At 73.4% G+C, this 23,339-nt stretch carries 26 protein-coding genes and 1 pseudogene; 19 read left to right on the top strand and 8 right to left on the bottom strand.

Annotation, left to right across the window (positions count from 1 at the left end):
- Positions 1-159: 159 nt before the first annotated feature.
- Positions 160-600 (bottom strand): DUF5709 domain-containing protein, encoded by a 441-nt coding sequence (locus ACXJKF_RS09455; RefSeq protein ID WP_456787478.1) that lies wholly within the window; start codon positions 598-600, stop codon positions 160-162.
- Positions 601-702: 102 nt separating this feature from the next.
- On the opposite strand from ACXJKF_RS09455, the gene ACXJKF_RS09450 reads away from it, so the two are divergent.
- A complete protein-coding gene (locus ACXJKF_RS09450; protein ID WP_456787477.1) occupies positions 703-2,385 on the top strand; it encodes an ABC-F family ATP-binding cassette domain-containing protein in 1,683 nt (560 codons plus the stop codon).
- 2 nt (positions 2,386-2,387) lie between these two features.
- Here ACXJKF_RS09450 and ACXJKF_RS09445 read toward each other — a convergent pair whose 3' ends face one another.
- Positions 2,388-2,984 (bottom strand): LysE/ArgO family amino acid transporter, encoded by a 597-nt coding sequence (locus tag ACXJKF_RS09445; RefSeq protein ID WP_456787476.1) that lies wholly within the window; start codon positions 2,982-2,984, stop codon positions 2,388-2,390.
- A gap of 72 nt (positions 2,985-3,056) precedes the next feature.
- Here ACXJKF_RS09445 and ACXJKF_RS09440 point away from each other — a divergent pair, with 72 nt between their 5' ends.
- From ACXJKF_RS09440 to ACXJKF_RS09410, 7 genes are all read left to right on the top strand, one after another.
- A complete protein-coding gene (locus tag ACXJKF_RS09440) occupies positions 3,057-3,992 on the top strand; it encodes a LysR family transcriptional regulator ArgP (RefSeq protein ID WP_456787475.1) in 936 nt (311 codons plus the stop codon).
- Positions 3,993-4,223: 231 nt separating this feature from the next.
- Complete coding sequence (gene rplM, locus ACXJKF_RS09435) at positions 4,224-4,673, top strand: 50S ribosomal protein L13 (protein ID WP_055912203.1); 450 nt, start codon at positions 4,224-4,226, stop codon at positions 4,671-4,673.
- Positions 4,674-4,711: 38 nt separating this feature from the next.
- The gene (rpsI, locus tag ACXJKF_RS09430; RefSeq protein ID WP_055912205.1) at positions 4,712-5,200 is read left to right on the top strand and encodes a 30S ribosomal protein S9; all 489 of its coding nucleotides are present in this window, start codon (positions 4,712-4,714) and stop codon (positions 5,198-5,200) included.
- A gap of 124 nt (positions 5,201-5,324) precedes the next feature.
- Entirely contained in the window at positions 5,325-6,674 is a 1,350-nt protein-coding gene (glmM, locus tag ACXJKF_RS09425) for a phosphoglucosamine mutase (RefSeq protein ID WP_456787474.1), read from the top strand.
- Positions 6,675-6,712: 38 nt separating this feature from the next.
- Positions 6,713-7,339 carry a peptide deformylase gene (locus ACXJKF_RS09420; RefSeq protein ID WP_456787473.1) on the top strand — a complete coding sequence of 209 codons (627 nt, stop codon included), beginning with the start codon at positions 6,713-6,715 and terminating at the stop codon, positions 7,337-7,339.
- A 165-nt stretch (positions 7,340-7,504) separates the two neighbouring features.
- Positions 7,505-8,203, top strand: a complete 699-nt coding sequence (locus tag ACXJKF_RS09415; RefSeq protein ID WP_456787472.1) for a DedA family protein — start codon at positions 7,505-7,507, stop codon at positions 8,201-8,203.
- 120 nt (positions 8,204-8,323) lie between these two features.
- Positions 8,324-8,938, top strand: a complete 615-nt coding sequence (locus ACXJKF_RS09410; RefSeq protein WP_456787471.1) for a hypothetical protein — start codon at positions 8,324-8,326, stop codon at positions 8,936-8,938.
- 9 nt (positions 8,939-8,947) lie between these two features.
- Here ACXJKF_RS09410 and coaA read toward each other — a convergent pair whose 3' ends face one another.
- Positions 8,948-9,835 (bottom strand): type I pantothenate kinase, encoded by an 888-nt coding sequence (gene coaA / locus ACXJKF_RS09405; protein ID WP_456787599.1) that lies wholly within the window; start codon positions 9,833-9,835, stop codon positions 8,948-8,950.
- 204 nt (positions 9,836-10,039) lie between these two features.
- Positions 10,040-10,528: pseudogene (locus ACXJKF_RS09400) on the bottom strand (TetR/AcrR family transcriptional regulator); the annotation flags it as partial.
- A 75-nt stretch (positions 10,529-10,603) separates the two neighbouring features.
- On the opposite strand from ACXJKF_RS09400, the gene ACXJKF_RS09395 reads away from it, so the two are divergent.
- From ACXJKF_RS09395 to ACXJKF_RS09385, 3 genes are read left to right on the top strand one after another with little or no spacing between them, the layout of a single operon-like run.
- A complete protein-coding gene (locus tag ACXJKF_RS09395) occupies positions 10,604-11,224 on the top strand; it encodes a YbhB/YbcL family Raf kinase inhibitor-like protein (protein WP_456787470.1) in 621 nt (206 codons plus the stop codon).
- Between the two features lie 42 nt (positions 11,225-11,266).
- Positions 11,267-13,123: a glutamine--fructose-6-phosphate transaminase (isomerizing) gene (gene glmS / locus ACXJKF_RS09390; RefSeq protein ID WP_456787469.1), complete on the top strand. Its 1,857-nt coding sequence runs from the start codon at positions 11,267-11,269 to the stop codon at positions 13,121-13,123.
- Complete coding sequence (locus ACXJKF_RS09385; protein ID WP_056023491.1) at positions 13,120-13,473, top strand: holo-ACP synthase; 354 nt, start codon at positions 13,120-13,122, stop codon at positions 13,471-13,473. The genes glmS and ACXJKF_RS09385 overlap by 4 nt, the downstream gene beginning before the upstream one ends.
- 4 nt (positions 13,474-13,477) lie before the next feature.
- On the opposite strand, the gene ACXJKF_RS09380 is transcribed toward ACXJKF_RS09385, so the two are convergent.
- The gene (locus tag ACXJKF_RS09380) at positions 13,478-14,464 is read right to left on the bottom strand and encodes an LLM class F420-dependent oxidoreductase (RefSeq protein WP_456787468.1); all 987 of its coding nucleotides are present in this window, start codon (positions 14,462-14,464) and stop codon (positions 13,478-13,480) included.
- A 106-nt stretch (positions 14,465-14,570) separates the two neighbouring features.
- On the opposite strand from ACXJKF_RS09380, the gene ACXJKF_RS09375 reads away from it, so the two are divergent.
- The 7 genes from ACXJKF_RS09375 (at position 14,571) to ACXJKF_RS09345 (ending at position 20,641) form a co-directional block, all read left to right on the top strand.
- On the top strand, positions 14,571-16,064 hold the full coding sequence (locus ACXJKF_RS09375) for a bifunctional ADP-dependent NAD(P)H-hydrate dehydratase/NAD(P)H-hydrate epimerase (RefSeq protein ID WP_456787467.1): 1,494 nt from the start codon (positions 14,571-14,573) through the stop codon (positions 16,062-16,064).
- Positions 16,061-16,675, top strand: a complete 615-nt coding sequence (locus tag ACXJKF_RS09370) for a nucleoside/nucleotide kinase family protein (protein ID WP_456787466.1) — start codon at positions 16,061-16,063, stop codon at positions 16,673-16,675. The genes ACXJKF_RS09375 and ACXJKF_RS09370 overlap by 4 nt, the downstream gene beginning before the upstream one ends.
- 236 nt (positions 16,676-16,911) lie before the next feature.
- Positions 16,912-18,078 carry an alanine racemase gene (alr, locus tag ACXJKF_RS09365; RefSeq protein ID WP_456787465.1) on the top strand — a complete coding sequence of 389 codons (1,167 nt, stop codon included), beginning with the start codon at positions 16,912-16,914 and terminating at the stop codon, positions 18,076-18,078.
- Positions 18,075-18,605 (top strand): tRNA (adenosine(37)-N6)-threonylcarbamoyltransferase complex ATPase subunit type 1 TsaE, encoded by a 531-nt coding sequence (gene tsaE / locus ACXJKF_RS09360; protein ID WP_456787464.1) that lies wholly within the window; start codon positions 18,075-18,077, stop codon positions 18,603-18,605. Before alr ends, tsaE begins: the two co-directional genes overlap by 4 nt.
- 4 nt (positions 18,606-18,609) lie before the next feature.
- Entirely contained in the window at positions 18,610-19,353 is a 744-nt protein-coding gene (gene tsaB, locus ACXJKF_RS09355) for a tRNA (adenosine(37)-N6)-threonylcarbamoyltransferase complex dimerization subunit type 1 TsaB (RefSeq protein WP_456787463.1), read from the top strand.
- Complete coding sequence (gene rimI / locus ACXJKF_RS09350; protein ID WP_456787462.1) at positions 19,350-19,823, top strand: ribosomal protein S18-alanine N-acetyltransferase; 474 nt, start codon at positions 19,350-19,352, stop codon at positions 19,821-19,823. The genes tsaB and rimI overlap by 4 nt, the downstream gene beginning before the upstream one ends.
- Complete coding sequence (locus ACXJKF_RS09345; protein WP_456787461.1) at positions 19,820-20,641, top strand: sulfurtransferase; 822 nt, start codon at positions 19,820-19,822, stop codon at positions 20,639-20,641. The genes rimI and ACXJKF_RS09345 overlap by 4 nt, the downstream gene beginning before the upstream one ends.
- Positions 20,642-20,695: 54 nt before the next feature.
- On the opposite strand, the gene ACXJKF_RS09340 is transcribed toward ACXJKF_RS09345, so the two are convergent.
- On the bottom strand, positions 20,696-21,337 hold the full coding sequence (locus ACXJKF_RS09340; protein WP_456787460.1) for a malonic semialdehyde reductase: 642 nt from the start codon (positions 21,335-21,337) through the stop codon (positions 20,696-20,698).
- A gap of 87 nt (positions 21,338-21,424) precedes the next feature.
- Between ACXJKF_RS09340 and tsaD the strand changes: the two genes are divergently transcribed.
- Positions 21,425-22,465 carry a tRNA (adenosine(37)-N6)-threonylcarbamoyltransferase complex transferase subunit TsaD gene (tsaD, locus tag ACXJKF_RS09335; protein WP_456787459.1) on the top strand — a complete coding sequence of 347 codons (1,041 nt, stop codon included), beginning with the start codon at positions 21,425-21,427 and terminating at the stop codon, positions 22,463-22,465.
- A 3-nt stretch (positions 22,466-22,468) separates the two neighbouring features.
- Here the strand turns inward: tsaD and ACXJKF_RS09330 are convergent, their stop codons facing one another.
- Positions 22,469-22,987: a hypothetical protein gene (locus ACXJKF_RS09330; protein WP_456787458.1), complete on the bottom strand. Its 519-nt coding sequence runs from the start codon at positions 22,985-22,987 to the stop codon at positions 22,469-22,471.
- On the bottom strand, positions 22,984-23,331 hold the full coding sequence (locus ACXJKF_RS09325) for a PadR family transcriptional regulator (RefSeq protein ID WP_456787457.1): 348 nt from the start codon (positions 23,329-23,331) through the stop codon (positions 22,984-22,986). The genes ACXJKF_RS09330 and ACXJKF_RS09325 overlap by 4 nt, the downstream gene beginning before the upstream one ends.
- Positions 23,332-23,339 lie beyond the last annotated feature (8 nt).

Genomic DNA, 23,339 nt, shown 5'->3' with positions numbered 1-23,339 from the left:
CGACCTGGTCGAGTCAGCAGAGCCGGGGACGACGTGACGTGTCGTGGGTCCGACGGTCAGCCGAGGACCTGGTCGAGTCAGCAGAGCCGGGAACGACGTGACGTGTCGTGGGTCCGATGGCCGAGCCGGACGGTCTGACGGTCAGCAGACGGGCGGCGGTCAGACCTCGTCGACGTCGTCCCGGTATCGCCGGTCGTCGACGTACTCCTCCTCGATGAGGTGCACGGCCGCCTCCTCGGCGCTGGCGGCGCCGCCCGAGAACCCGGCGTCGACGGCGAACCCGTCGGTGCCACCGGCCTCGACGGCGTCGTCGTCCTCGACCAGCCGCCCGGCGCGGGACTCGTCGCGCTCGGGGCGCGGCCGGGCCTCCCAGACCTCGGGTTCCTCCTGGCCGATCCGCTGGTCGATCGTCTCCCGGTGCGCCTCTTCCCACGCCGTCTCGCCGTAGTGGTTGGTGCGCGGCCGGTCCGGGACCGTGTAGCCCTCGTCGAGCAGGTCGTCGACCCCGCGGTCGATCAGGGTGTCCTCGCTGGGAAGCTGGTCGGTGTCGCCCTCGCTGCCGAGCTCGGGGTCGGTGCTGGTGCCGGGAGTCTCGCTCATGACCCGACCCTTACACCGCACGCCCCCGGGCGCCAGGGGGAGTGGGGGACGCCACGATCAATCCGGTGTCCGGAGAGGTCGTGGGCCGGGGACACTGGGCGCATGGGCCACCTCGACATCGGCGGCATCGGGTACTTCCTGCCTGACGGCCGTCCCCTCCTCGACGACGTGTCGTTCCGCGTGGGTGACGGCGCCCGCGTCGCACTCGTCGGGCCCAACGGTGCGGGCAAGACGACGCTGCTGCGGATCGTCGCGGGGGACGAGGCTCCGCACGCAGGGTCCGTCGGTCGTAGCGGTGGGCTCGGGATCATGCGGCAGGACATCGGCCGGATCGACGACGACCGGTCGATCCGGGACCTGCTGGCGTCGTTGGCGTCGCCGGCGGTCCGGGACGCCGCGGTGGAGCTCGCGGCGGCCGAGGTGCTGATCATGGAGGTCGACGACGAGCCCGCGCAGATGCGGTACGCGCAGGCGCTCGTCGACTGGGCCGACGTGGGCGGGTACGAGGCGGAGGCGGGGTGGGACCGCGTCACCGACGCCGTGCTGTCCATCCCGTTCGACGCCGCGCAGCACCGGGAGGTGCGCACGCTGTCCGGCGGTGAGCAGAAGCGGCTCGTCCTGGAGGCGCTGCTGCGTGGCCCGGACGAGGTGCTGCTGCTCGACGAGCCCGACAACGCCCTGGACGTCCCGACGAAGCGCTGGCTCGAGGACAAGCTGCGGGCGTCGAACAAGACCGTGCTCTTCGTCAGCCACGACCGCGAGATGCTCGCACGGGTGGCGACCCAGGTGGCGACGCTCGAGCCCGGTGTGAACGGTGCGGCGGTCTGGGTGCACGGCGGCGGCTTCGCGACGTACCACCAGGCGCGCGAGGACCGGCGCTCGCGGCTGGAGGAGCTGCTGCGGCGGTGGGAGGAGGAGCACGCGAAGCTCAAGGAGCTGGTGCTCACGCTCAAGACGAAGGCCGCGTTCAACGACGGTCTCGCGTCCCGGTACTCCGCCGCGCAGACCCGCCTGCGCAAGTTCGAGGAGGCGGGTCCGCCGACGCTGCTGGCGCGCGAGCAGAACGTCAAGGTCCGCCTGCGCGGCGGCCGGACCGCCAAGCGCGCGGTCGTCGCCACCGACCTCGAGCTGACGGGGCTGATGAAGCCGTTCGACCTCGAGGTCTGGTTCGGTGAGCGCGTCGCGGTGCTGGGCTCCAACGGGTCCGGCAAGTCGCACTTCCTGCGCCTGCTCGCGGCCGGCGGCAGCGACCCGAGCCCCGAGCACGAGCCTGCGGACGACATCCCGGTGGCGCCGGTGACGCACACGGGCAGGGTCGTCCTCGGTCCGCKGGTGCGGCCGGGGTGGTTCGCGCAGAACCACGGGCACCCCGAGCTCGTCGGGCGGACCCTGCTCGAGATCCTGCACCGCGGCGAGGGGCACCGGGCGGGGCTCGGGCGGGAGCAGGCCAGCAAGGCCCTCGACCGGTACGAGCTCGTCGCCGCGGCCGAGCAGCGCTACGAGACCCTGTCGGGTGGCCAGCAGGCGCGCCTGCAGATCCTGCTGCTCGAGCTCGGGGGAGCGACGTTGCTGCTGCTCGACGAGCCGACCGACAACCTCGACCTGCACTCCGCCGAGGCGCTCGAGACGGGGCTGGCCGCGTTCGAGGGGACCGTCCTCGCGGTCACCCACGACCGCTGGTTCACCCGGACCTTCGACCGGTTCCTCGTGTTCGGCGCAGACGGCGAGGTCGTCGAGACGCCCGAGCCCGTGTGGGACGTCGGGCGCGTCGACCGGGTGCGCTGAGCTCAGACCAGCAGCGCGACGGCGAGCGTCGCCATCACCACGGCGATGACGATGTCGAGCACCTGCCAGGCCCGTGGCCTGGCGAACACCGGGCGCWGGTAGGTGGCGCCGAACCCGAGGGCGGTGAACCAGGTGATGCTCGCGAGCACGGCGCCGGCGCCGAACGCCCACGCACCGGGGTCGTGCTGGTGGGCCAGCGAGCCCAGCAGCACGACGGTGTCGAGGTAGACGTGCGGGTTGAGGAACGTCAGCGCGAGGCACGTCGTCAGCACCGCGCCGAGGGACACCGGCCCCTCGGTCGCGGGGTCGAGGTGCTCCGGTCGTCGGGCCCGTCGCGCCGCGCCGACGGCGAGCACCAGCAGGAAGGCGGCGCCCGCGTACCGGGTGACCGTGAGCACCGCGGGGTGGTCGGTCACCAGGGCGCCGAGCCCGGCGATGCCCGCCGCGATGAGCAGGGCGTCCGCGACGGCGCAGACCGCCACGACCGGCAGCACGTGCTCGCGCCGGATGCCCTGGCGCAGGACGAACGCGTTCTGGGCGCCGATGGCGACGATCAGGGAGAGCGCGGTGAGGTAGCCCGAGAGGGCGGCGGCGGGCATGGCGACGACGCTAGGCGTTCGATTCATCTGTAGTCCAGTTCATGATGCTGTCGAACCATTAGGATCATTCATGTGGCCTTCGATGTGGATCAGCTCAGCGCCCTCGCAGCCGTCGTGCACGAGGGCAGCTTCGACGCGGCCGCACAGCGTCTGCACGTCACGCCGTCGGCGGTCAGCCAGCGCATCAAGGCCCTGGAACAGCAGGTGGGACGCGTGCTGGTGCTCCGGACGCGCCCCTGCCGGCCCACCGACGACGGCGAGGTGCTGGTGCGGCTGGCCGGCCAGATGGAGCTGCTCGGACGGGACGCGATGGCGCAGCTGGTGCCCGCGCCGGGCGCGTCACGGGCCGCGCCGTCGTCGCGCCGCCTGCCCGTCGCCGTCAACGACGACTCGATGTCCACCTGGTTCCCCGCGGCCGTCGCCGACCTGCCGGCGGACGTCCTGCTCGACCTGCGACGCGAGGACCAGGAGCTCTCCGCCGACCTGCTGCGGGACGGCACCGTGATGGCCGCCGTCACCGCCGACCCGCGCGCGGTGCAGGGCTGCCGGGTCCGCCGCCTGGGGGCGATGCGCTACCTGGCCGTCGCGGCACCCGACCGCCGGGACCGCTGGTTCGCCGACGGGCTGGGGGCGGAGGCCTTCGCCGCGGCTCCCTTGCTGGCGTTCAACCGGGAGGATGGCCTGCAGGAACGCTTCGTGGCCTCCGTCGTGGGGCGCCGCACGGTGACGCCGCACGTGCACTACGTGCCGTCGCAGTCGGCGTTCGTGGGGCTCGTCGAGGCGGGGCTCGGCTGGGGGATGGTGCCGGAGGTCGCGGCCGGACCGCTCATCGCGGCCGGCGCGCTGGTCGAGATCCGGGCCGGCCGCTCCCTGGACGTGCCGCTCTACTGGCAGCACTGGGCGCTGCGGACGCCCACCCTCGACGACCTCACCGAGCGCGTCGTGCGGGCGGCCACGGGAGCGCTCCGGCCTGTGCGCAGGCACGGACCGCCGTCGACCGCGGGCTGACGAGTTCCGCGTTTTGACCCCTCGGTCCAGCGCCAGGTAATCTTGTGAGTCGTTGTGCGTCCCCGTTCGTGCCGCTGCCCGTGCCATCTCAGCACGCGGCACCGAGCCAGAACGGCAGGGCCGGTGCGTTCCCGCTCGCCGCCTGGATGCCGACGGAGCATTCATCGGCGGACCCGCACCCTGCGGAGTTCCGCCGCGACAAGATTCGCAACGAAACGAAGGCTGACGACCGTGCGCACGTACACCCCGAAGCCCGGCGACGTCGAGCGGACCTGGCACATCATCGACGCGAACGATGTCGTCCTGGGTCGCCTGGCCACACATGTGGCCACGTTGCTGCGCGGCAAGCACAAGGCAACCTTTGCCCCCCACGTCGACGGCGGTGACTTCGTCATCGTCATCAACGCGAGCAAGGTGGCACTGACCGGCAACAAGCGCGAGAACAAGCTCGCGTACCGCCACTCCGGATACCCGGGTGGCCTGCGCGCCGTGGCCTACTCCGACCTTCTGGAGAAGCACCCCGAGCGCGCGATCGAGAAGGCTGTCCGCGGCATGCTCCCCAAGAGCTCGCTCGCGCGTCAGCAGCTCACCAAGCTCAAGGTCTACGCCGGTGCGGAGCACCCGCACGCGGCGCAGCAGCCGAAGCCCTTCGAGATCACCCAGGTCTCTCAGCAGGCGTGAGCCGGCTGAGTACAGAGAACAAGGACGCGAGGACACCAGTGGCAGAGACCACGGTCGACATCGACCTCGAGGGCGATGACACCCCCACCAGCTACACCTCCGAGACGGTTGCCCCCACGGGGCGCGGTCAGAGCATCACGGCACCGGCGAACGCGCTCGGCCGTCGCAAGGAGGCCATCGCGCGTGTGCGCCTGGTCCCCGGCACCGGTCAGTGGAAGGTCAACGGGCGCACGCTCGAGGACTACTTCCCGAACAAGGTGCACCAGCAGCTCGTGAACTCCCCGTTCAAGCTGGTCGACGTCGAGGGTCGTTTCGACGTCGTCGCCCGCATCACCGGCGGTGGCGTGAGCGGCCAGGCCGGCGCGCTGCGCCTGGGCATCGCCCGTGCGCTGAACGCGATCGACGAGGAGCACAACCGCCCGGCCCTCAAGAAGGCCGGCTTCCTGACCCGCGACGCCCGCGTCGTGGAGCGCAAGAAGGCCGGTCTCAAGAAGGCCCGCAAGGCTCCGCAGTACTCGAAGCGCTGATCCACCTGCTTCGGCCCGATGGCCCTTCCGGTCTCTCGACCGGCGGGGCCATCGGCATGTCTGCAACCATCAGCGAGGGGCGCGTGCCGACATCGTCGTCGCCGCAGGACGAAGGAGTCTGACCATGGGCCGACTGTTCGGTACCGACGGCGTGCGTGGGCTCGCCAACCGGGACGTCACCGCGGAGCTCGCGCTCGACCTCTCGGTCGCCGCCGCGCACGTGCTGGGCTCCCTCGGCGAGTTCGAGGGACACCGACCCCGCGCGATCGTCGGGCGTGACAGCCGCGCCTCGGGGGAGTTCCTCGCCGCCGCCGTGTCGGCGGGCCTGGCCTCGGCCGGGGTCGACGTCAACAACGTCGGGGTGCTGCCGACGCCCGCGGTGGCGTTCCTGACCGCCGAGCTCGGCGTCGACATCGGCGTGGTGCTCTCGGCGTCGCACAACCCGATGCCCGACAACGGCATCAAGTTCCTCGCCAAGGGCGGGCACAAGCTGGACGACGAGCTCGAGGCCGCCATCGAGGCGCGCATGGGCGAGGACTGGGAGCGTCCGCTCGGCGGCGCCGTCGGCCGGATCCGGGTGGACACCGGGCGGGCCGGCGAGCAGTACATCGAGCACCTGGTCGGGACCATCGACGTGCCGCTGACGGGGCTGCGCATCGCGGTCGACTGTGCGAACGGTGCGGCGAGCGAGGTCGGTCCCGCAACCCTGCGGGCGGCCGGCGCGGACGTCGTCGTCATCAACGCCTCGCCCGACGGCCGCAACATCAACGAGAAGTGCGGCTCGACCCACCCCGAGCAGCTGCAGGCCGCGGTCGTGGCCTCCGGGGCCGACCTCGGGGTCGCGTTCGACGGGGACGCCGACCGGTGCCTCGCCGTGGACGCCTCCGGCGCTCTGGTGGACGGCGACCAGATCATGGGGATCCTCGCGATCGCGATGCGCGACCGCGGCGCCCTCGTGGCCGACACCCTGGTCACCACCGTCATGAGCAACCTGGGCCTGAAGATCGCGATGACCCAGGCCGGGATCGCGACGATCGACACCGCGGTCGGCGACCGGTACGTGCTCGAGGCGATGCGGGCCGGCGGGTACTCCCTCGGTGGCGAGCAGTCGGGGCACATCATCATGGCGGCGCACGCGACCACCGGCGACGGTGTCCTCACGGCGCTGCAGCTGGCCGCGCGCGTCGCAGAGACCGGGACGACGATCGCCGACCTGGCCGGGGTGGTCCGGCGGCTGCCGCAGACCTTGGTCAACGTGCCGGGCGTCGACAAGCGCCGCGCGGCCTCGGACGAGTCGGTGCTGGACGCCGTGCGGTCGGCGGAGTCCGGCCTGGGCAGCACCGGACGGGTGCTCCTGCGCTCGTCGGGCACCGAGGACCTCGTCCGGGTCATGGTCGAGGCGGGGACGCAGACGGAGGCCGACCGGGTGGCCCACGAGCTGGCGGACATCGTCCTGGACCGGTTGGCGCTGTAGTGCCGTCGGGACCGCAGTGGGACCAGGCGMTGCGGGACGTGGCGCTCTGGATCATCGAGGCCGGGACGCGCTCCGCCGACGGCGTCGCACCGATCGTGCAGGCGGGGCACCCGGCCCTGCGTGCCGAGGCGACGCGGTACGACGGCCAGCTGTCCGACGCGGAGCTGGCGGCGCTCCTCGAGGTGATGCACCGGACGATGCGGGCCGCTCCGGGCGTGGGGCTGGCGGCGCCGCAGCTCGGGCTGCCGGTGGCGATCGCGGTGCTCGAGGACCCGGGCTCCCTGTCCGAGGAGCACGCGGAGGTCCGGGAGCGCGAGCCGCTGCCGTACCGGGTCCTGGTGAACCCGCGGTACACGCCGGTCGGGGACGAGCGGGTCTCGTTCTACGAGGGGTGCCTGAGCGTCGTGGGCTACCAGGCGGTGGTGGCCCGCGCGCGGCACGTGCACCTGACCGGCACGGACGAGCAGGGTGACGCCGTCGACGAGATCGTGGGCGGCTGGTCCGCGCGGATCGTCCAGCACGAGACCGACCACCTCGCCGGGACCCTCTACCTCGACCGTGCCGAGCTGCGCTCGCTCGCGGCGAATGACGAGTTCGGTGCGCGGTGGGCGGCGGAGCCGAGGCCGGCTGCCGCGGCCCGGGCGCTCGGGTTCTCGCTGGACTGAGGGCCCCGCAGGGGGAGCAGGGGTACGACCCTGGGATGATTCGGGGCTGCACCAGGGATGAACCGGGGGTCACCCCTATGTCTTCCGGACCGTCGGGCGACTTACCGTGGAGGCACGACACCGGGCGGATCGCTGCTCGGTGCACGACGCAGGAGCTGATGTCACGTGCTGGAGGGGTGGGCCCTGGCCCTCGTAGGTTCCCCGTGGATCTTCGTCGTGCTCTATCTGTTCGCCACGATCGACGGCTTCTTCCCCCCGGTCCCCAGCGAGTCGATCGTCATCGCGCTGTCCGCGGTGGCCGTGGCCGAGGGCACGCCGAACCTGGCGCTGATCATGCTGGTCGCCGCCGCCGGTGCGTGGACCGGGGACCAGATCGCCTACCAGATCGGCACCAAGGTCAAGGTGCGTGAGCTGCGCGTCCTGCGGTCCCCGCGGGGTCAGGCTGCCGTCGACTGGGCCGAGAACGCCCTGGCGAACCGTGGCGCGGCCTTCATCATCGCCGCGCGGTACATCCCGATCGGTCGCGTGGCCGTGAACATGACGGCGGGCGCCGTGGGCTACAGCCGCCGCCGGTTCATGGGGCTCACCGCCATCGCAGCCGTCACCTGGGGCACCTACTCGGCGCTCATCGGGATCGGTGCGGGGGCCTGGCTGCACGACCACACGCTCGTCGCGGTCGCCGTCGGCGTCGTCGGCGGCCTGGCGATCGGTCTGGTCATCGACTGGGTGCTGCGCAAGCTCACGCACCACCACCCCGTCGTCGAGGGTGCACCGGTGCTCCGGGTGGCCGACGAGTCGGACACGCCCCGGCCCGAGGCGAGCGCCCCGGTCACAGGACGCTCACGATCTGACCCCGCTGCCTAACGATCCGGTATCACTGCGTCATTTCGCCCATGACTGTGCTTACTCTCTGACTGTGTCGACGTCGCGGTCGGCGCTCCCGTGCCTCACCACACCCCCGGGGGTGTCTCTCGGCATGGGCAGATGCAGACAGGGGGCGAGATGGGCGTGCGTGCGCGGTGGGCCGTCGGTCTCGTGCTGCCCGCTGCGCTCCTGCTGGGCCTCGCCGCGTGCAGTGCCTCCGGCGAGCAGGCGCAKGAGGCGCCCACCGCGGTCGTCGTCGGCGCGGCTGACTGCCTCTCCTCGCAGGTCCTCGCCGACCTCGGCCTTGTCGCGGCCGGTGCGTCCGGTGGCACGGGCACCCCGCACGCGGACGCCCCCGACGCCGGCCGCGTGCCGGACGACTTCCTCCCGGTCAGCGTCGTCGTGTGCGCCCCCGGAGGCACGCTGCAGGACTCGTCCGGGACGTGGGTGGCGCTGACCGCGAGCCGGCGCGAGGGCGACCTGGACCCGCTCGTCGCGGCACTGCGCCGACCGTCCGCGCAGCGGGGCGGGACGTGCAGCAGCGCCGCCGTCGCAGCGCCCTCCCTCTGGCTCGTCGACGCCCTCGGCCGCGCGATCCGCCCGGTGTGGCCGACCGACCGCTGCGGCTCGCCGCAGGAGGCGGTGGCGACGGCGCTGGACGCGCTCGAGGAGACGGACAGCGAGCAGTACCCGGTCCGGCTCGTCATCCCCGCGGAGCCCACGGCTCAGCGGTGAGCTGAGCCCTTACAGCTTGCGCAGGCGGACACGCTCCACTGCGTGGTCGCTGTCCTTGGTCAGCACCAGGGTGGCGCGGCTGCGGGTGGGCAGGATGTTCTGCACGAGGTTGGGCTGGTTGATCGAGTCCCAGATCCGCTCGGCACGCTCCACGGCCTCGTCGTCGGTGAGGGCGGCGTACCGGTGGAAGTACGACTCGGGCCGTGCGAAGGCGGTCTTCCGCAGCGCGAGGAAACGGTCCACGTACCAGCGCCGGACGTCGCTGGTGCGGGCGTCGACGTAGATCGAGAAGTCGAAGAAGTCGCTGACCGCCAGGTTCGACGTCCCCTCGGCGGTCGGCCGGGCGGGCTGCAGCACGTTGAGCCCCTCGACGATGAGCACGTCGGGACGGTTCACCACGATCTCGCGGCCGGGCAGGATGTCGTAGGTCAGGTGGTCGTACACGGGCACCCGGACCTCCGGGCGGCCGGCCTTGACCTTGGAGACGAAGCGGAGCAGCGCCCGGCGGTCGTACGACTCCGGGAAGCCCTTGCGCTCCATCAGCCCGCGGCGCTCGAGCTCGGCGTTGGGGTAGAGGAAGCCGTCGGTGGTGATCAGCTGGACCCGCGGCGTCGCGGGCCACCGTGCGAGGAGCTCGCGCAGGAGTCGCGCGGTGGTCGACTTGCCGACGGCGACCGACCCGGCGACGCCGATCACGAACGGGGTCCCGCCGACGTCCTCGCGCAGGAACGTGCTGGAGGCGGCGTGCAGCCCGCGGGTGGCCTCGATGTGCAGGTCGAGCAGCCGGGAGATCGGGCGGTAGATGGCGTCGACCTCGGCCAGGTCGATCGGGTCCCCGAGGCCGGCCAGGCGCTCGACGTCGGCGTCCGTGAGCGGCAAAGGGGTGGAGGCGGACAGCCGGGTCCAGGCGTCGCGGTCGAGGTCGACGTAGGGCGACGCGGGTGCGACGGCCGCGCGACGTGGCTCCTGCGACGTCGGTGCCGCGTCGAGGGTGGCGGGTGCGCCGAAGCCCACGAGCACCGCGCGCACCCCGGCGTCGAACTCCGTGCGGGCGGCGGCGGACGGCACCCCCCGGCTCGGGTCGGCCTGCAGGATCTCCGTCATCACCCAGCCGTGGACCTGGGACCAGATGCTACGGGCGATCGTCTCGGTGTCGCCGACCAGCTCCCCGCGGTCGACGGCGTCCTGCGTCCGGGCGACGTGGTCGTCGAGCGAGAGGCCGCCGCGCTGCGCGGACGCGTCGGTGGCGTCGTTGGCGGTGATGCTCGGGGCGAACATCACCGTGTACTCCAGCGGGTGGGCGAGGGCCCAGTCGCGGTACGCGTGCGCGCCGCGGAGCAGCCTGTCGACGCCGTGGGACGCGTCGGTGGGCGCCAGGGCCTGGTCGAGCCCGGCGAACGCCTCCATGATCGCGGCGTCGACGAGCGCGGCCTTGCTGCCGAAGTGGGTGTACACCCCGATGGTCGAGCAGCCCGACAGGGCGGCGACGCGGCGCACGGTGAGTGCCGCCGGTCCCTCGGTGCCGAGGATCTTGACGGTCTCGGCCAGGATCCGGTCGCGCAGGGGCAGCGTTGACGTCGCTGTGGTCACATCACTACGTTATGGCCATAACAGCGTAATGCCGCGCTCGGACCTGCCGACGCGGACGATGCACGAGGAGCCGACATGTCCCGCAGAGTCCCGGCCGGTCGACGACGACGAGACGGCCGCCGTGCGCGCGTGCTGGCCACCCTGGCCCTGGCCGGCGTCCTGGCGGGCTGCTCGGCCGACGCCTCCGCCGACGCCTCCGCCGAGACCGACGTCGATGCCGCGAGCGCTGCGCCGACCACGGACCTGGTCCTGACGAGCCCCGACCTCGACGACGCGGGAGCGCTGCCCGCCTGGGCCTCCGGCGTGTACGGCACCACCTGCGCCGGGGAGAACCGGTCGCCGGAGCTCGCCTGGGACGGTGTGCCCGAGGGGACGCGGTCGTTCGTCGTGACGTTCACCGATCCCGCGCACCCCGCCTACGTGCACTGGGTCGTCACCGGGATCGAGCCGACCGCGACCGGTCTCGCGTCGGCCGACGCCGGGATGGTCGACGGCGGCATCGTCGGGGACAGCTTCCGGGGCACCGGCAGCTACTCGGGGCCGTGCGTCGACGGGAACACGTACGTGTACACGGTGTACGCGCTCGACGAGGTGGTCGCCGGCGACGCGACCACCACGCTCGGCGACGCGCTCGCGCAGATGGAGGGGCACGTCCTGGACCAGGCGGAGCTGCCGGTGGTGCGGGCCTCCTCGTAGGGGCGGGCAGGGGCGCGGTGGCCGCCGACTAGACTCGCGGACATGTGTGGAATCGTCGGCTACGTCGGTAGCCAGGTAGCCAGCGACCGCCCCCTGGACGTGGTGCTGGAGGGTCTGCGACGCCTCGAGTACCGCGGGTACGACTCGGCGGGGGTCGCGCTGGTGAGCCCCACGGGGACGCTCGCCACGGCGAAGAAGGCCGGAAAGCTGGCGAACCTCGTCGAGGAGCTGGACCTGCGCCCGCTGCCCGAGTCCACGGCCGCGATCGGGCACACGCGGTGGGCCACCCACGGCGGGCCGACCGACGTGAACGCGCACCCGCACGTCGCCGGCAAGCTCGCGGTGATCCACAACGGCATCGTCGAGAACTTCGCCACGCTCAAGGCGGGGCTCGTGGCCGACGGCGTCCGGTTCACGTCCGAGACCGACACCGAGGTCGCCGCGCAGCTCATCGCGCGCGCCTACGAGACGACGGGCGACCTCACGGCCGCGATGGCGACGGTCGCGCGGACGCTGCACGGCACGTTCACGCTGCTGGCCGTCCACGAGGACGCCCCCGACGTCGTCGTCGGCGCCCGGCACGACTCGCCGCTGGTCGTCGGCATCGGCGACGGCGAGAACTTCCTGGGGTCCGACGTCGCGGCGTTCATCTCGCACACGCGCGAGGCTCTCGAGCTCGGCCAGGACCAGGTGGTGACCATCACCCCGACCGCCGTCACCGTCACCGACTTCGACGGCCGTCCGGCGCAGGCCCGTCGCTACACCGTGGACTGGGACGCCGCCGCGGCCGAGAAGGGCGGCTTCGCGTCCTTCATGGACAAGGAGATCCACGACCAGCCGCACGCGGTCGCGGACACGCTGCTCGGCCGGACCGACGCGCACGGCCGGCTGGTGCTGGACGAGATCCGGATCGACGAGTCCGTGCTGCGGTCGGTGGACAAGATCGTCGTCGTCGCCTGCGGCACCGCCGCGTACGCGGGCCACGTCGCCAAGTACGCGATCGAGCACTGGTGCCGGATCCCCGTGGAGGTCGAGCTCGCGCACGAGTTCCGCTACCGCGACCCCGTGGTCAACGAGCGCACGCTGGTCGTGGCGGTGTCCCAGTCCGGCGAGACCATGGACACGCTCATGGCCGTGCGGCACGCGCGGGAGCAGGGCGCCAAGGTGCTCGCCCTGGTGAACACCCACGGCTCGACCATCCCGCGCGAGGCCGACGCGGTGCTCTACACGCACGCCGGCCCCGAGATCGCGGTGGCGTCCACCAAGGCGTTCCTCGCGCAGATCACGGCGGCGTACCTGCTCGGCCTGTACCTCGCCCAGCTGCGTGGCAACAAGTACGCGGACGAGGTCGGGGCGATCCTGACGGAGCTGCGCGCCATGCCCGACAAGATCCAGCAGGTGCTCGACCGGGCCGACCGGGTGCGCCAGACCGCGCGCTCGATGGTGGACACGACGTCGGTGCTGTTCCTGGGCCGGCACGTCGGGTTCCCGGTGGCGATGGAGGGTGCCCTCAAGCTCAAGGAGCTCGCCTACATCCACGCCGAGGGGTTCGCCGCCGGGGAGCTCAAGCACGGTCCGATCGCGCTCATCGAGGAGGGGCAGGCGGTGTTCGTCGTCGTGCCGTCGCCGCGCGGACGCGACTCGCTGCACTCGAAGGTCGTCTCCAACATCCAGGAGATCCGCGCTCGCGGTGCCCGCACCCTGGTGATCGCGGAGGACGGCGACGAGGACGTCCTGCCGTACGCCGACGAGGTGTTCTACGTGCCGCAGTCCCCGACGCTGCTCGCCCCGCTGCTGGCCGTCGTACCGCTGCAGATCTTCGCGTGCGAGCTGGCGACCGCCAAGGGTCTGGACGTGGACCAGCCGCGCAACCTGGCCAAGTCCGTCACGGTCGAGTGATCGTCGGGGTCGGGATCGACGTCGTCGACGTCGCGCGCTTCGTCGACACCCTGCACCGGGTGCCGGCGCTGCGGACGCGGCTGTTCACGCCCGAGGAGCGGGAGATGCCGGAGACCTCCTTGGCCGCGCGGTTCGCGGCCAAGGAGGCCATCGCCAAGGCGCTCGGCGCGCCCGCGGGGATGAGCTGGCAGGACGCGACCGTGCGCCGGGTCGCCGGGGCGCAGCCGGTGGTCGAGGTCGTCGGCACCGTCGCCGCCGCAGCGGCCGCGGCGGGCGTCGACCGGTTCCACCTGTCCATCTCCCACGACGCGGGCATCGCGTCCGCCGTGGTGATCGCCGAGCGCGACTGAGGGCTCAGCGCAGCGCGGGGACGACCTCGGACTCGAACAGCTCGATGCCCGAGCGGTCGTAGGCGGCCTCCGCGAAGTACGTGATCGCGTAGGTCATGCCGAGCTTCTCGAGAGTCTGGAGCTTCTCGACGATCTGCTCCGGGGTGCCGACGAGCGGGCCGTTGCGGAAGTCCTCGGCCACCTCGGCCGCCTTGGCGGGGACCGTGTTGCTCAGGTGCTCCTCGACCCAGGCGATGCGGTCGTCGACCTCGGCCTCCGTGGCGCCGATGACCACGTTGTAGTTGGCCGAGCGGGTGATCTCCTCGAACGGCCGGCCGATGGCCTCGCAGTGCCCGCGCAGGATCTCGGACTTGTGCGCGAAGGCCTCGGGGGCGCCCGCGAAGTTGGTGTAGGCGGCGTGCTCGGCCGCGATGCGCAGAGTCTTCTTCTCGCCTCCGCCTGCGATCCACAGCGGGGGACCGTCCACCTGCAGCGGGAGCGGCGACAGCTGGGCGCCGTCCACCTGGTAGTGCTTGCCGGCCAGGGTCGCGGTGCCGTTGGTCCACATCTGCTTGAAGATCTGGACGCCCTCGTCGAGCATCGCGATCCGGGTGCCGGCGGACGGGAAGCCGTAGCCGTACGCGAGCCACTCGTGCTCGTACCAGCCGGCGCCGATGCCCATCTCGACGCGGCCACCCGAGATGATGTCCGCGGTGGTGGCCACCTTCGCCAGGTAGGCGGGGTTGCGGTACGCCATGCAGGTGCACATCTGGCCGAGGCGGACACGGCTGGTGCTCGCGGCGAACGCGTTGATGAGGCTCCAGGCCTCGTGGGTCGCCTCACCGTTGGGCTCGGGCACCGCGTGGAAGTGGTCGTACACCCAGATCGACTCGAAGGCGTCGCCCTGGTCGGCGTGGGTGGCCAGCCCGCTCATGGTCTGCCAGTGGTCACGCGGCTCGATGCCTGTGAGGTCCTGCCGCCAGCCCTGGGGGATGAAGAGTCCGAAGCGCATGCGGGCACGTTACCTGCGCGGGAGCCCACGCGCGCGGTCGGCTCGAATCGATGCAATCGGACCTGGTCGCCCGCGCCCGCGTGCGAATGCGCTCCCACCCGTCAGGATGAGAAACGTGCTGCAGACCTGGACCTCCGCGCAGGTGCGGGCCGCCGAGGAGCCGCTGCTCGCGGCCGGCGTCCCCCTCATGGAACGGGCGGCGTTCGCGCTGCACGCGCGCACGGCCGCGGTGCTGCGCGAGCGGCGCGGCGCCGTCGCCGGCGCGCGGGTGGCCGTCCTGGCGGGACCGGGCAACAACGGCGGCGACGCCMTGTACGCGGGCGCGCTGCTGGCTCGACGCGGGGTCGAGGTCCACGCCGTGCTCACCGGCTCGCGCGTCCACGAGGGTGGCCTGGCCGCCCTCCTGCGGGCCGGGGGGCGTGCGCTGCGGGTCGACGGACCCGTCGACGACGCCGCCGTGCTCGCGGCCGGCGCCGACCTGGTGCTGGACGGGCTGCTCGGCATCGGCTCGGACGGGTCGGGCCTGCGCGGTCCGGCAGAGGCGCTCGTGCGGGCGCTCCTCGACCTCGGGCGCCCGTACGTGGTCGCGGTCGACGTCCCGTCTGGCCTCGGCGTCGACGACGGGCGACGGGTCGGGACCGTCCTGGACGCCGACCTGACGGTGACGTTCGGTGGGCTCAAGCCCGGTCTGCTGCTGCCGCCGGGCGCCCGGGCGGCAGGCCGCGTCGAGCTCGTCGACCTCGGGCTCGACCTCTCCGGCGTGCCCGCCGTGGCGCGGCTCGAGCCGGACGACGTCGCCGACCTGTGGCCCGTGCCCGCCCCCGACGCGCACAAGTACACGCGCGGGGTCGTCGGGATCGTCGCGGGCTCGCGCGCCTACGCGGGGGCCGCGGTGCTCACGACGAGCGCCGCCGTGCGGGCGGGCGTCGGGATGGTGCGGTACCTGGGGGACGTCGGGGACGTGGTCGTGGCGGCACACCCGGAGGTCGTGGTCGGCCACGGGCGCGTGCAGGCGTGGGTGTTCGGTCCGGGGGTCTCGCCGGACGACGCCGGGCAGCGGCGTCGCATCGGGTACGCGTTCGAGCACGTGCGGGAGCGCGGCGAGGCCGCGGTGGTCGACGCCGGCGCGCTCGAGCTGCTGCCGGCGCACGTCGGGCCCCACGCGGTGCTCACGCCGCACGCGGGCGAGCTGGCGCGGGTGCTCGCGCAGCGTGGCGAGGACGTCGACCGGACGGCGATCGAGGCGGAGCCGCTGCGGTGGGCGCGCCGCGCGCACGAGCTGACCGGCGCGACCGTGCTCCTCAAGGGCCCGGTGACGGTGGTCGCCGGCGCGCAGGGCGCCGCCTACGCACAGGCCGACGCCCCGGCGTGGCTGTCGACYGCGGGGGCGGGCGACGTGCTGGCCGGGCTGCTGGGCGCGCTGCTCGCGGGCCGGGTCGACGCGATCCACGAGGACCCGTCGCTGGCGGCCGCGCTCGCGGCGACCGCCGCGCTGGTCCACGGCCGTGCCGCCCACCGGGCCAACCCCGGCGGCCCGATCTCGGCGCGCGCGGTCGCGGACGCGCTGCCGGGCACGATCGCGGAGCTGCTGGACCGGTGACGCTGACCCCTGATCTGGTCGGCCGGCTGGACACGCTGCTGGCGCGCGGACCGCGGCAGGTCCTGGGCATCGTCGGCGCGCCCGGGGCGGGCAAGTCGACGGTCGCGGCCCAGGTGGTCGAGGCCGTCGGAGCCGCCGCGGTCGTCGTGCCCATGGACGGGTTCCACCTCGCACAGACGGAGCTGGAGCGGATCGGGCGCGCCGACCGCAAGGGCGCGCCGGACACGTTCGACGCCGACGGCTTCGTCGCCCTGCTGACGCGTCTGCGCGTCCCCGAGCGGACGGTGTACGCGCCGGAGTACCGCCGTGACCTGCGCAATCCCGTCGCGGGTGCCATCGCGGTGCCGCCCGAGGTCCGGCTCGTCGTCGTCGAGGGGAACTACCTGCTGCTCGACGCGCACGGCTTCGGTCCCGTGGCGGACCTGCTCGACGAGTCGTGGTTCCTGGCGCCCGACGACGGCCTGCGGCTGTCCCGGCTGGTGGCGCGGCACGAGGCGTTCGGCAAGTCGCCCGAGGCGGCGCTCGCGTGGTCCCACGGTCCCGACGAGAACAACGCCCGGCTGGTCGCGGCCACGGCCGTCCGCGCCGACGTCGTCGTCCCCCTCGCCTGATGACGTCGACGCGCGGGGCTGGTCTCTCGGTGCCGGTGGTCTGTGCTGAGGTCCTCGTCCGCCTCGCCTGACGACGTCGACGCGCGGGGCTGGTCTCTCGGTGCCGGTGGTCTGTGCTGAGGTCCTCGTCCGCCTCGCCTGACGACGTCGACGCGCGGGGCTGGTCTCTCGGTGCCGGTGGTCTGTGCTGAGGTCCTCGTCCGCCTCGCCTGACGACCGGTGCAAGACTGGTCGCCGTGAGCTCGTACCCTGCACGCGCCGTCGTCGACCTCGCGGCCGTCCGCTCGAACGTCCGGTCCCTGGCCGCGCACGCGCCGACCGCGCAGGTGATGGCCGTCGTGAAGGCCGACGGCTACGGCCACGGCCTCCTGCCGACCGCAGCCGCCGCCGTCGCCGGAGGTGCGACGTGGCTCGGCGCGGCACAGATGGACGAGGCGCTCGCCCTGCGGCGCGGCGGGATCACCGACGCCCGCGTCCTGACCTGGCTCTACGCACCGGGCGCGCCGCTGCGCGAGGCCGTCGACGCCGACGTGGACGTGTCCGTGTCCGCGCGGTGGGCGCTCGACGAGCTGGCCGCCGCCGCACGCGCGGCCGGTCGACCGGCGCGTGCGCACCTCAAGATCGACACCGGTCTGGGCCGCAACGGGCTGACCCCGGCGGACCTGGCGGCGATCCTGCCCGAGGTCCTGCGGCTGCGCGCGGAGGGTGCGGTCGACGTCGTCGGGCTGTGGAGCCACCTCGCGTTCGCCGACGAGCCCGAGCACCCGACCGTGAAGCACCAGGGCGAGGTCTTCGCGGACGCGCTGCGCACCGTCGAGGCCGCCGGGATCGGGCTCGAGGTCCGGCACCTGGCCAACTCCGCCGCGACGCTGACCACCCCGGCGGTGCACTACGACCTCGTCCGGCCCGGCATCGCCGTCTACGGCCTCTCGCCCGTCCCGCAGCTCGGCGGGCACGACGACTATGGTCTCGTGCCCGCGATGACCCTGGAGGCCGAGCTGGCGAACGTGAAGACGGTGCCCGGTGGGCACGGCGTCTCGTACGCCCACCAGTACGTGACCACGCACGACACGGTGCTCGGGCTGGTGCCGCTGGGCTACGCCGACGGGATCCCGCGGCACGCGTCGGGCACGCAGGAGCAGCCCGGCGGTCCCGTGCGCGTCGGCGGTCGCACGCTCGGCGTCGCGGGACGGGTGTGCATGGACCAGGTGGTCATCGACCTCGGACCGGGCGCCACCGAGCAGGCGGGGGACCGCGTCGAGCTGTTCGGCTCCGGCCGCGACGGCGGGCCGACCGCGCAGGACTGGGCGGTCGCCGCCGGCACGATCTCCTACGAGATCGTCACGCGGATCGGCGCACGGGTGCCTCGGGTGCACGTCGACAGCGAGGCGGTCGCCCGATGAGCGTGACGGTCCGGCTGCCTGACGCCGATGCCACCCGGGCGTACGGTCGCGCGCTCGCGGACGTCCTGAGGGCGGGTGACCTCGTCGTGCTCACCGGGGACCTGGGAGCGGGCAAGACGACGCTGACGCAGGGCATCGGCGCGGGTCTGCAGGTGCGGGGGCAGGTGGCCTCGCCGACGTTCATCATCGCGCGCGAGCACCCGCCGGTCGCGCGTCCAGACGGCACGCGCGGCCCCACGCTGGTGCACGTCGACGCCTACCGGCTGGGCTCCCTCGACGAGGTGGACGCGCTCGACCTCGACGCGAGCCTGGACGAGGCCGTGACCGTGGTCGAGTGGGGCGAGGGGTGGGTCGAGACGCTCGCGCAGGACCGCCTCGAGGTGACGCTGCAGCGGCCGCGCGGGGGAGCGCTGGCCGACGACGACCTCGACGACGCGGCCGCGGGGGAGCGTGTGGTCACCGTGCGGGCCGTCGGTGCACGCTGGGCGGACGTCGCGCTGCCCGACGCCGACCCGGTGGCAGGCTGACCTCGTGCCCGTCCTCGCCCTCGACACGTCCGCCGCCGTCGCGGTCGCCCTCACCGACGACGCCGGCGCCCTGCTGGCCGAACGCTCGGACGCGCAGCAGCGCCACCATGCCGAGCTGCTGACCCCGATGATCGCCGCCGTGCTGGCCGAGGCCGGTGTGGACCGGCGCGAGCTCACGTCCGTCGTCGTCGGCACGGGACCGGCCCCGTTCACCGGCCTGCGCGTCGGGCTCGTCACCGCGCGGACGCTCGCGCTGGCCCTCGGCATCCCGGCGCACGGCGTCCCGAGCCTCGACGCGGTGGCGCTGCGTGCGTCGCGCGTCCTGCCCCCGGGGACGGACGTGCTGGTCGCGACGGACGCCCGGCGGCGCGAGGTGTACTGGTCGCTGTACCGGCTGGTCGAGACAGGGCGGATCGAGGTGCTCGTGGCACCCGAGGTCGCCGCGGCCGCGGACGTGGCGGCCGACGAGCGCACAACCGGTGCCCTGGTGATCGGGCGCGGCGCGCTGCTGTACGCCGGTGCACTCGGACCGCAGCCCGGTCCGGTCGGGGCCGTCGGCGTCGAGGCCCCGCTCGCGCAGGACGTCGTGGACCTGGACGGGTTCGGGCTCCTCGACCCCGACCCGGCCGAGCTGACGCGACTGGCCCTGGACCGCGTCGCCGCCGGTCACGTGCTCGGTTCCGAGCCGCTGTACCTGCGTCGGCCGGACGCCGTGCCGCAGGCCGCGCGCAAGCGCGTGCTCGGATGACCGGCCAGTCCGACGACGTCCGCGTCCTGACTCCGGCAGACCTGCCCGCCCTGGAGCGCATGGAGGTCGAGCTCTTCGGGGCGGCGGCGTGGTCACCCGAGAGCCTCGCCTCGGAGATCAGCGGCCCTGGGCGCTGGTACGTCGGCGCGGTCGTCGGCGGTGAGCTGGTCGGGTACGCGGGCCTGTGGTTCGACGGGTTCGACGCGCAGGTGATGACGATCGGCACGGACGAGCGCTTCCAGGGGCGAGGTCTGGGTCGGCGGATGCTGGTGAACCTCCTGGAGCACGCCCGGGCGGTCGGCGCGGCCGTGGTTCTGCTCGAGGTGCGGGTGGACAACGACCCCGCGATCCACCTCTACGAGAGCGCCGGCTTCGAACGGCTCGGCATGCGCCGGGCGTACTACCAACCCGGGAACATCGACGCGTGGACCATGCGGCTGGACCTGCGTGGTCGGGAGGAGCCTGCATGACGAGGGACGCGGTCATCGTGGACGCGATCGCGCTGACGGAGGCCCTGGAGGGTGCCGACCCGCCGGTCCTGCTCGACGTGCGCTGGGCGCTCGGGCAGACGGACGGTCACGACCGCTACCTCGACGGCCACCTGCCGGGCGCGGTGTTCGTGGACCTGGACACCGAGCTGGCCGGGCCGGCCTCCCCGCAGGCCGGCCGCCACCCGCTGCCCGACGTCGCCGGGTTCGAGGCCGCCGCCCGTCGGTGGGGTGTCTCGGGCGAGCGGTCGGTCGTCGCCTACGACGCGGTCGGCGGGACGTCGGCGGCCCGCGTGTGGTGGCTGCTGCGCTGGGCGGGCGTGCGCGACGTGCGGCTGCTCGACGGCGGGCTGGCGGCCTGGACGGAGGCGGGTCTGCCGCTCGAGGCCGGATCCGTGACGCCCGAGCCGGGGGACGTCGTGCTGGAGCCCGGTGCGCTGCCGACGATCGACGCCGACCAGGCGGCGGGCTGGGACGGGTCGTTGCTCGACGCCCKGGCCGCCGAGCGCTATGCCGGTGACGTCGAGCCGGTCGACCCGCGTGCGGGCCACATCCCTGGCGCGATCTCCGTGCCGACGGCCGGGAACCTCGGCCCCGACGGCACGTTCTTGCCCGACGCCGCCCTGCGGGAGCGGTTCGCGTCCGTCGAGGGACCGGTCGCGGTGTACTGCGGCTCGGGTGTGACGGCCGCGCACGAGGTCGCCGCGCTGGCGTCGATCGGGGTCGAGGCGGCGCTGTACCCGGGCTCGTGGTCGCAGTGGTCCAACGACCCCGCCCGCCCGGCCGCTGTCGGGCGCTAGCCGAGCACGACGACGGCCGCGACCCCGGGTCGGGACCGCGGCCGTCGTGCGGGCTCAGACGGTCAGCGACGCCTGCGTGTAGCCGAGCCGCTCGGCGCGGGCCCGGTGCGTGCCGGTGCCCTCGACGTGGCCGACGTTGACGACCAGGAGCGACTTCCAGCCGTTCTCGGCGAAGAACTCCTGGTCGATGGCGTCGGCGTCCATGCCGCCCATCGGGCCCGCCGCCAGGCCGGCGGCGCGCAGGCCGACGATCAGGTAGCCGGCCTGGATGAGCGCGTTGGTGCGCGCCATCGTCTCGCGCTGCTCGGGCTGGCCCTCGAGCGCGTCGGCGAGCGCGGCCATGTGCGGCGCGAGCGTCGGGATGTGCGTGTGGAAGCCGGTGTCGGCCGCCAGGACCAGCGAGACGGGGGCGGCCAGGACGCGCTCGCGGTTGCCCTCGCTCATGCGCGCGGCGAGCCGCTGACGGGCCTCGGGCGTGCGGACGACCAGGAGGCGCAGCGGGATGGTGTTGAGGGCGGTCGGGCCCCACTTGACCAGGTCGTAGACCGCGGTGATCTGCTCGTCGCTGACCTCGTCGGACGTGAACGCGGCGGCGGTGCGCGCCTCGCGGAACAGCAGGTCCGCGACGTCGTCGGCGACTGCGAGTGTGGGCACCCCGAAGTCGAGGCCGTCGAGGACAGTGGTGTCAGTGGTCATGTGTGGTTGAAGCATCAATCACTCTGAGTTGTTCCGGGCACCGGGGTGGCGGTCGTCACACCTCGCGACGCACCTATCCTGGTGCGCATGGCAGACCCCCTCGTCCTCGGGATCGAGACCTCGTGCGACGAGACCGGCGTCGCCCTGGTGCGCGGCTACGACCTGCTGGTCGACGCCGTGGCCAGCTCGGTCGACGAGCACGCGCGGTTCGGCGGGATCATCCCGGAGATCGCGTCGCGCGCCCACCTCGAGGCCATGGTGCCGACGATCGAGCGGGCGCTGGCCACGGCCGACGTCTCCCTCGGTGCGGTCGACGCCATCGCGGTCACGGCCGGTCCGGGGCTCGTCGGACCGCTGACCGTCGGGGCGTCCGCCGCCAAGGCCCTCGCGCTCGCGCTGGACAAGCCGCTGTACGGCGTCAACCACGTCATCGGGCACGCGGTCGTCGACGAGCTGGTCGACGGCGCGTTCCCCGAGCGGGTCATGGCGCTCGTCGTCTCCGGCGGCCACTCGTCGCTGCTGCTCCTCGACGACACCGTGCACGTCACCGAGCTCGGCTCGACGCTCGACGACGCCGCGGGGGAGGCGTTCGACAAGGTCGGTCGGCTCCTGGGCCTGCCGTACCCCGGCGGGCCGCACATCGACCGCCTGGCGCGCGAGGGCAACCCCGCCGCGATCCGCTTCCCGCGCGGCCTGACCGCCGCGAAGGACCAGGCCGCGCACGCCGCCGACTTCTCGTTCTCCGGGCTCAAGACCGCCGTCGCGCGCTGGGTCGAGGCGCGGCAGGACTCCGGCGAGGAGGTGCCGCTGCCGGACGTCGCGGCCTCGTTCGCCGAGGCGGTGGCCGACGTGCTGACCGCGAAGACGATCGCGGCGTGCCGGGTGCACGGGGTGGACACCCTCGTCGTGGGCGGCGGATTCTCCGCGAACTCGCAGCTGCGGGACATGGCCGCGAAGCGGTGCGCCGAGGCCGGCATCACGCTGCGCATCCCGCCCATCCGGTACTGCACGGACAACGGCGCGATGATCGCGGCGCTCGGGGCGGCGGTCCTCCGGCGCGGGCTGCCTCCGTCGTCGCTGGACCTGCCCGTCGACTCGTCGATGCCGCTGACGCAGGTCCTGGTCTGACGCTCAGGCAGCGACCGCCTGCCCGGTGGGTGTCTTCGTCCAGCTGCGCCACACCCGGGCGCCCAGCAGGAACGGCACCGTGAAGACGAGGGCGTAGAACGCGAGCACCTGCCACGTGAAGGTGGACTCGACGGCGAGCGTCCGGCCTTCGGCGATGAACGTCGTGGTCGCGCCGAGGAAGACGCGCTCGAGCGTGCCGCCTCCCATCTGCTCGATCGTGTCGAGGGTCCCCATCGCGTACGCCATCGCGAGGTAGGCGACCGCGCCGACGGCGAGCGCTCCCCAGACCGCGCCGGTGGTCCACCGCGGGACCGGTCGGCCGAGCTCGCTCAGGTAGCCGTCCGCCAGCACCCGAGGATGCCCCAGGTCCGCGACGGCCTTGCGCATGCCGACCTCGGCGGCGGTCGCGGTCAGCTCGGTGCGCAGCTCGCGCACGACCGGCTTGTACTTCGGGTAGTCCTGCATGGCCCAGCTGAAGCGCAGCAGGTAGCGCTCGCGGACGAGGGTGTCGTGCAGGCTCATGAGGACTCCTTCGGGGTGGCGCGGGCGAGCAGGTGGTCGACGGTGACGGCGAGCTGCCGCCACGCGCGTGCGGTGCTCCACAGCTGCTCCGCACCCGTGTCGGTGGGCAGGTAGTACTTGCGGGCCGGTCCCGCGCTGGAGGCGACGAGGCGCGACGAGATCTGCCCGTCGCGCTCGAGGCGGTTGAGGACGGGGTAGAGGGTCCCGGCGCTCAGGTCGTCGAGGCCGCCCTCGTGCAGGCGCGTGACCAGCTCGTACCCGTACGACTCGCGCTCCGTGAGCAGCGCGAGCACGAGCATCGGGAGCACTCCCTTGAGGAGCTGCGGGTCGCGGGGCTCGTCCATGCGTTCAG

The sequence above is a fragment of the Cellulomonas sp. P5_C5 genome, assembly GCF_054049655.1.
The sequence above is the reverse complement of the archived record's forward strand: the minus strand, read 5'-3'. Positions and strand labels throughout refer to the sequence as shown.

Bases quoted from the DNA above. Each gene is read 5' to 3' on its own strand.
- ACXJKF_RS09455 (WP_456787478.1), bottom strand. From the start codon at position 600: ATGAGCGAGACTCCCGGCACCAGCACCGACCCCGAGCTCGGCAGCGAG.
- glmM (WP_456787474.1), top strand. From the start codon at position 5,325: ATGGGCCGACTGTTCGGTACCGACGGCGTGCGTGGGCTCGCCAACCGG.
- ACXJKF_RS09395 (WP_456787470.1), top strand. From the start codon at position 10,604: ATGTCCCGCAGAGTCCCGGCCGGTCGACGACGACGAGACGGCCGCCGT.
- glmS (WP_456787469.1), top strand. From the start codon at position 11,267: ATGTGTGGAATCGTCGGCTACGTCGGTAGCCAGGTAGCCAGCGACCGC.
- ACXJKF_RS09380 (WP_456787468.1), bottom strand. From the start codon at position 14,464: ATGCGCTTCGGACTCTTCATCCCCCAGGGCTGGCGGCAGGACCTCACA.
- tsaE (WP_456787464.1), top strand. From the start codon at position 18,075: ATGAGCGTGACGGTCCGGCTGCCTGACGCCGATGCCACCCGGGCGTAC.
- rimI (WP_456787462.1), top strand. From the start codon at position 19,350: ATGACCGGCCAGTCCGACGACGTCCGCGTCCTGACTCCGGCAGACCTG.
- ACXJKF_RS09340 (WP_456787460.1), bottom strand. From the start codon at position 21,337: ATGACCACTGACACCACTGTCCTCGACGGCCTCGACTTCGGGGTGCCC.
- tsaD (WP_456787459.1), top strand. From the start codon at position 21,425: ATGGCAGACCCCCTCGTCCTCGGGATCGAGACCTCGTGCGACGAGACC.
- ACXJKF_RS09330 (WP_456787458.1), bottom strand. From the start codon at position 22,987: ATGAGCCTGCACGACACCCTCGTCCGCGAGCGCTACCTGCTGCGCTTC.
- ACXJKF_RS09325 (WP_456787457.1), bottom strand. From the start codon at position 23,331: ATGGACGAGCCCCGCGACCCGCAGCTCCTCAAGGGAGTGCTCCCGATG.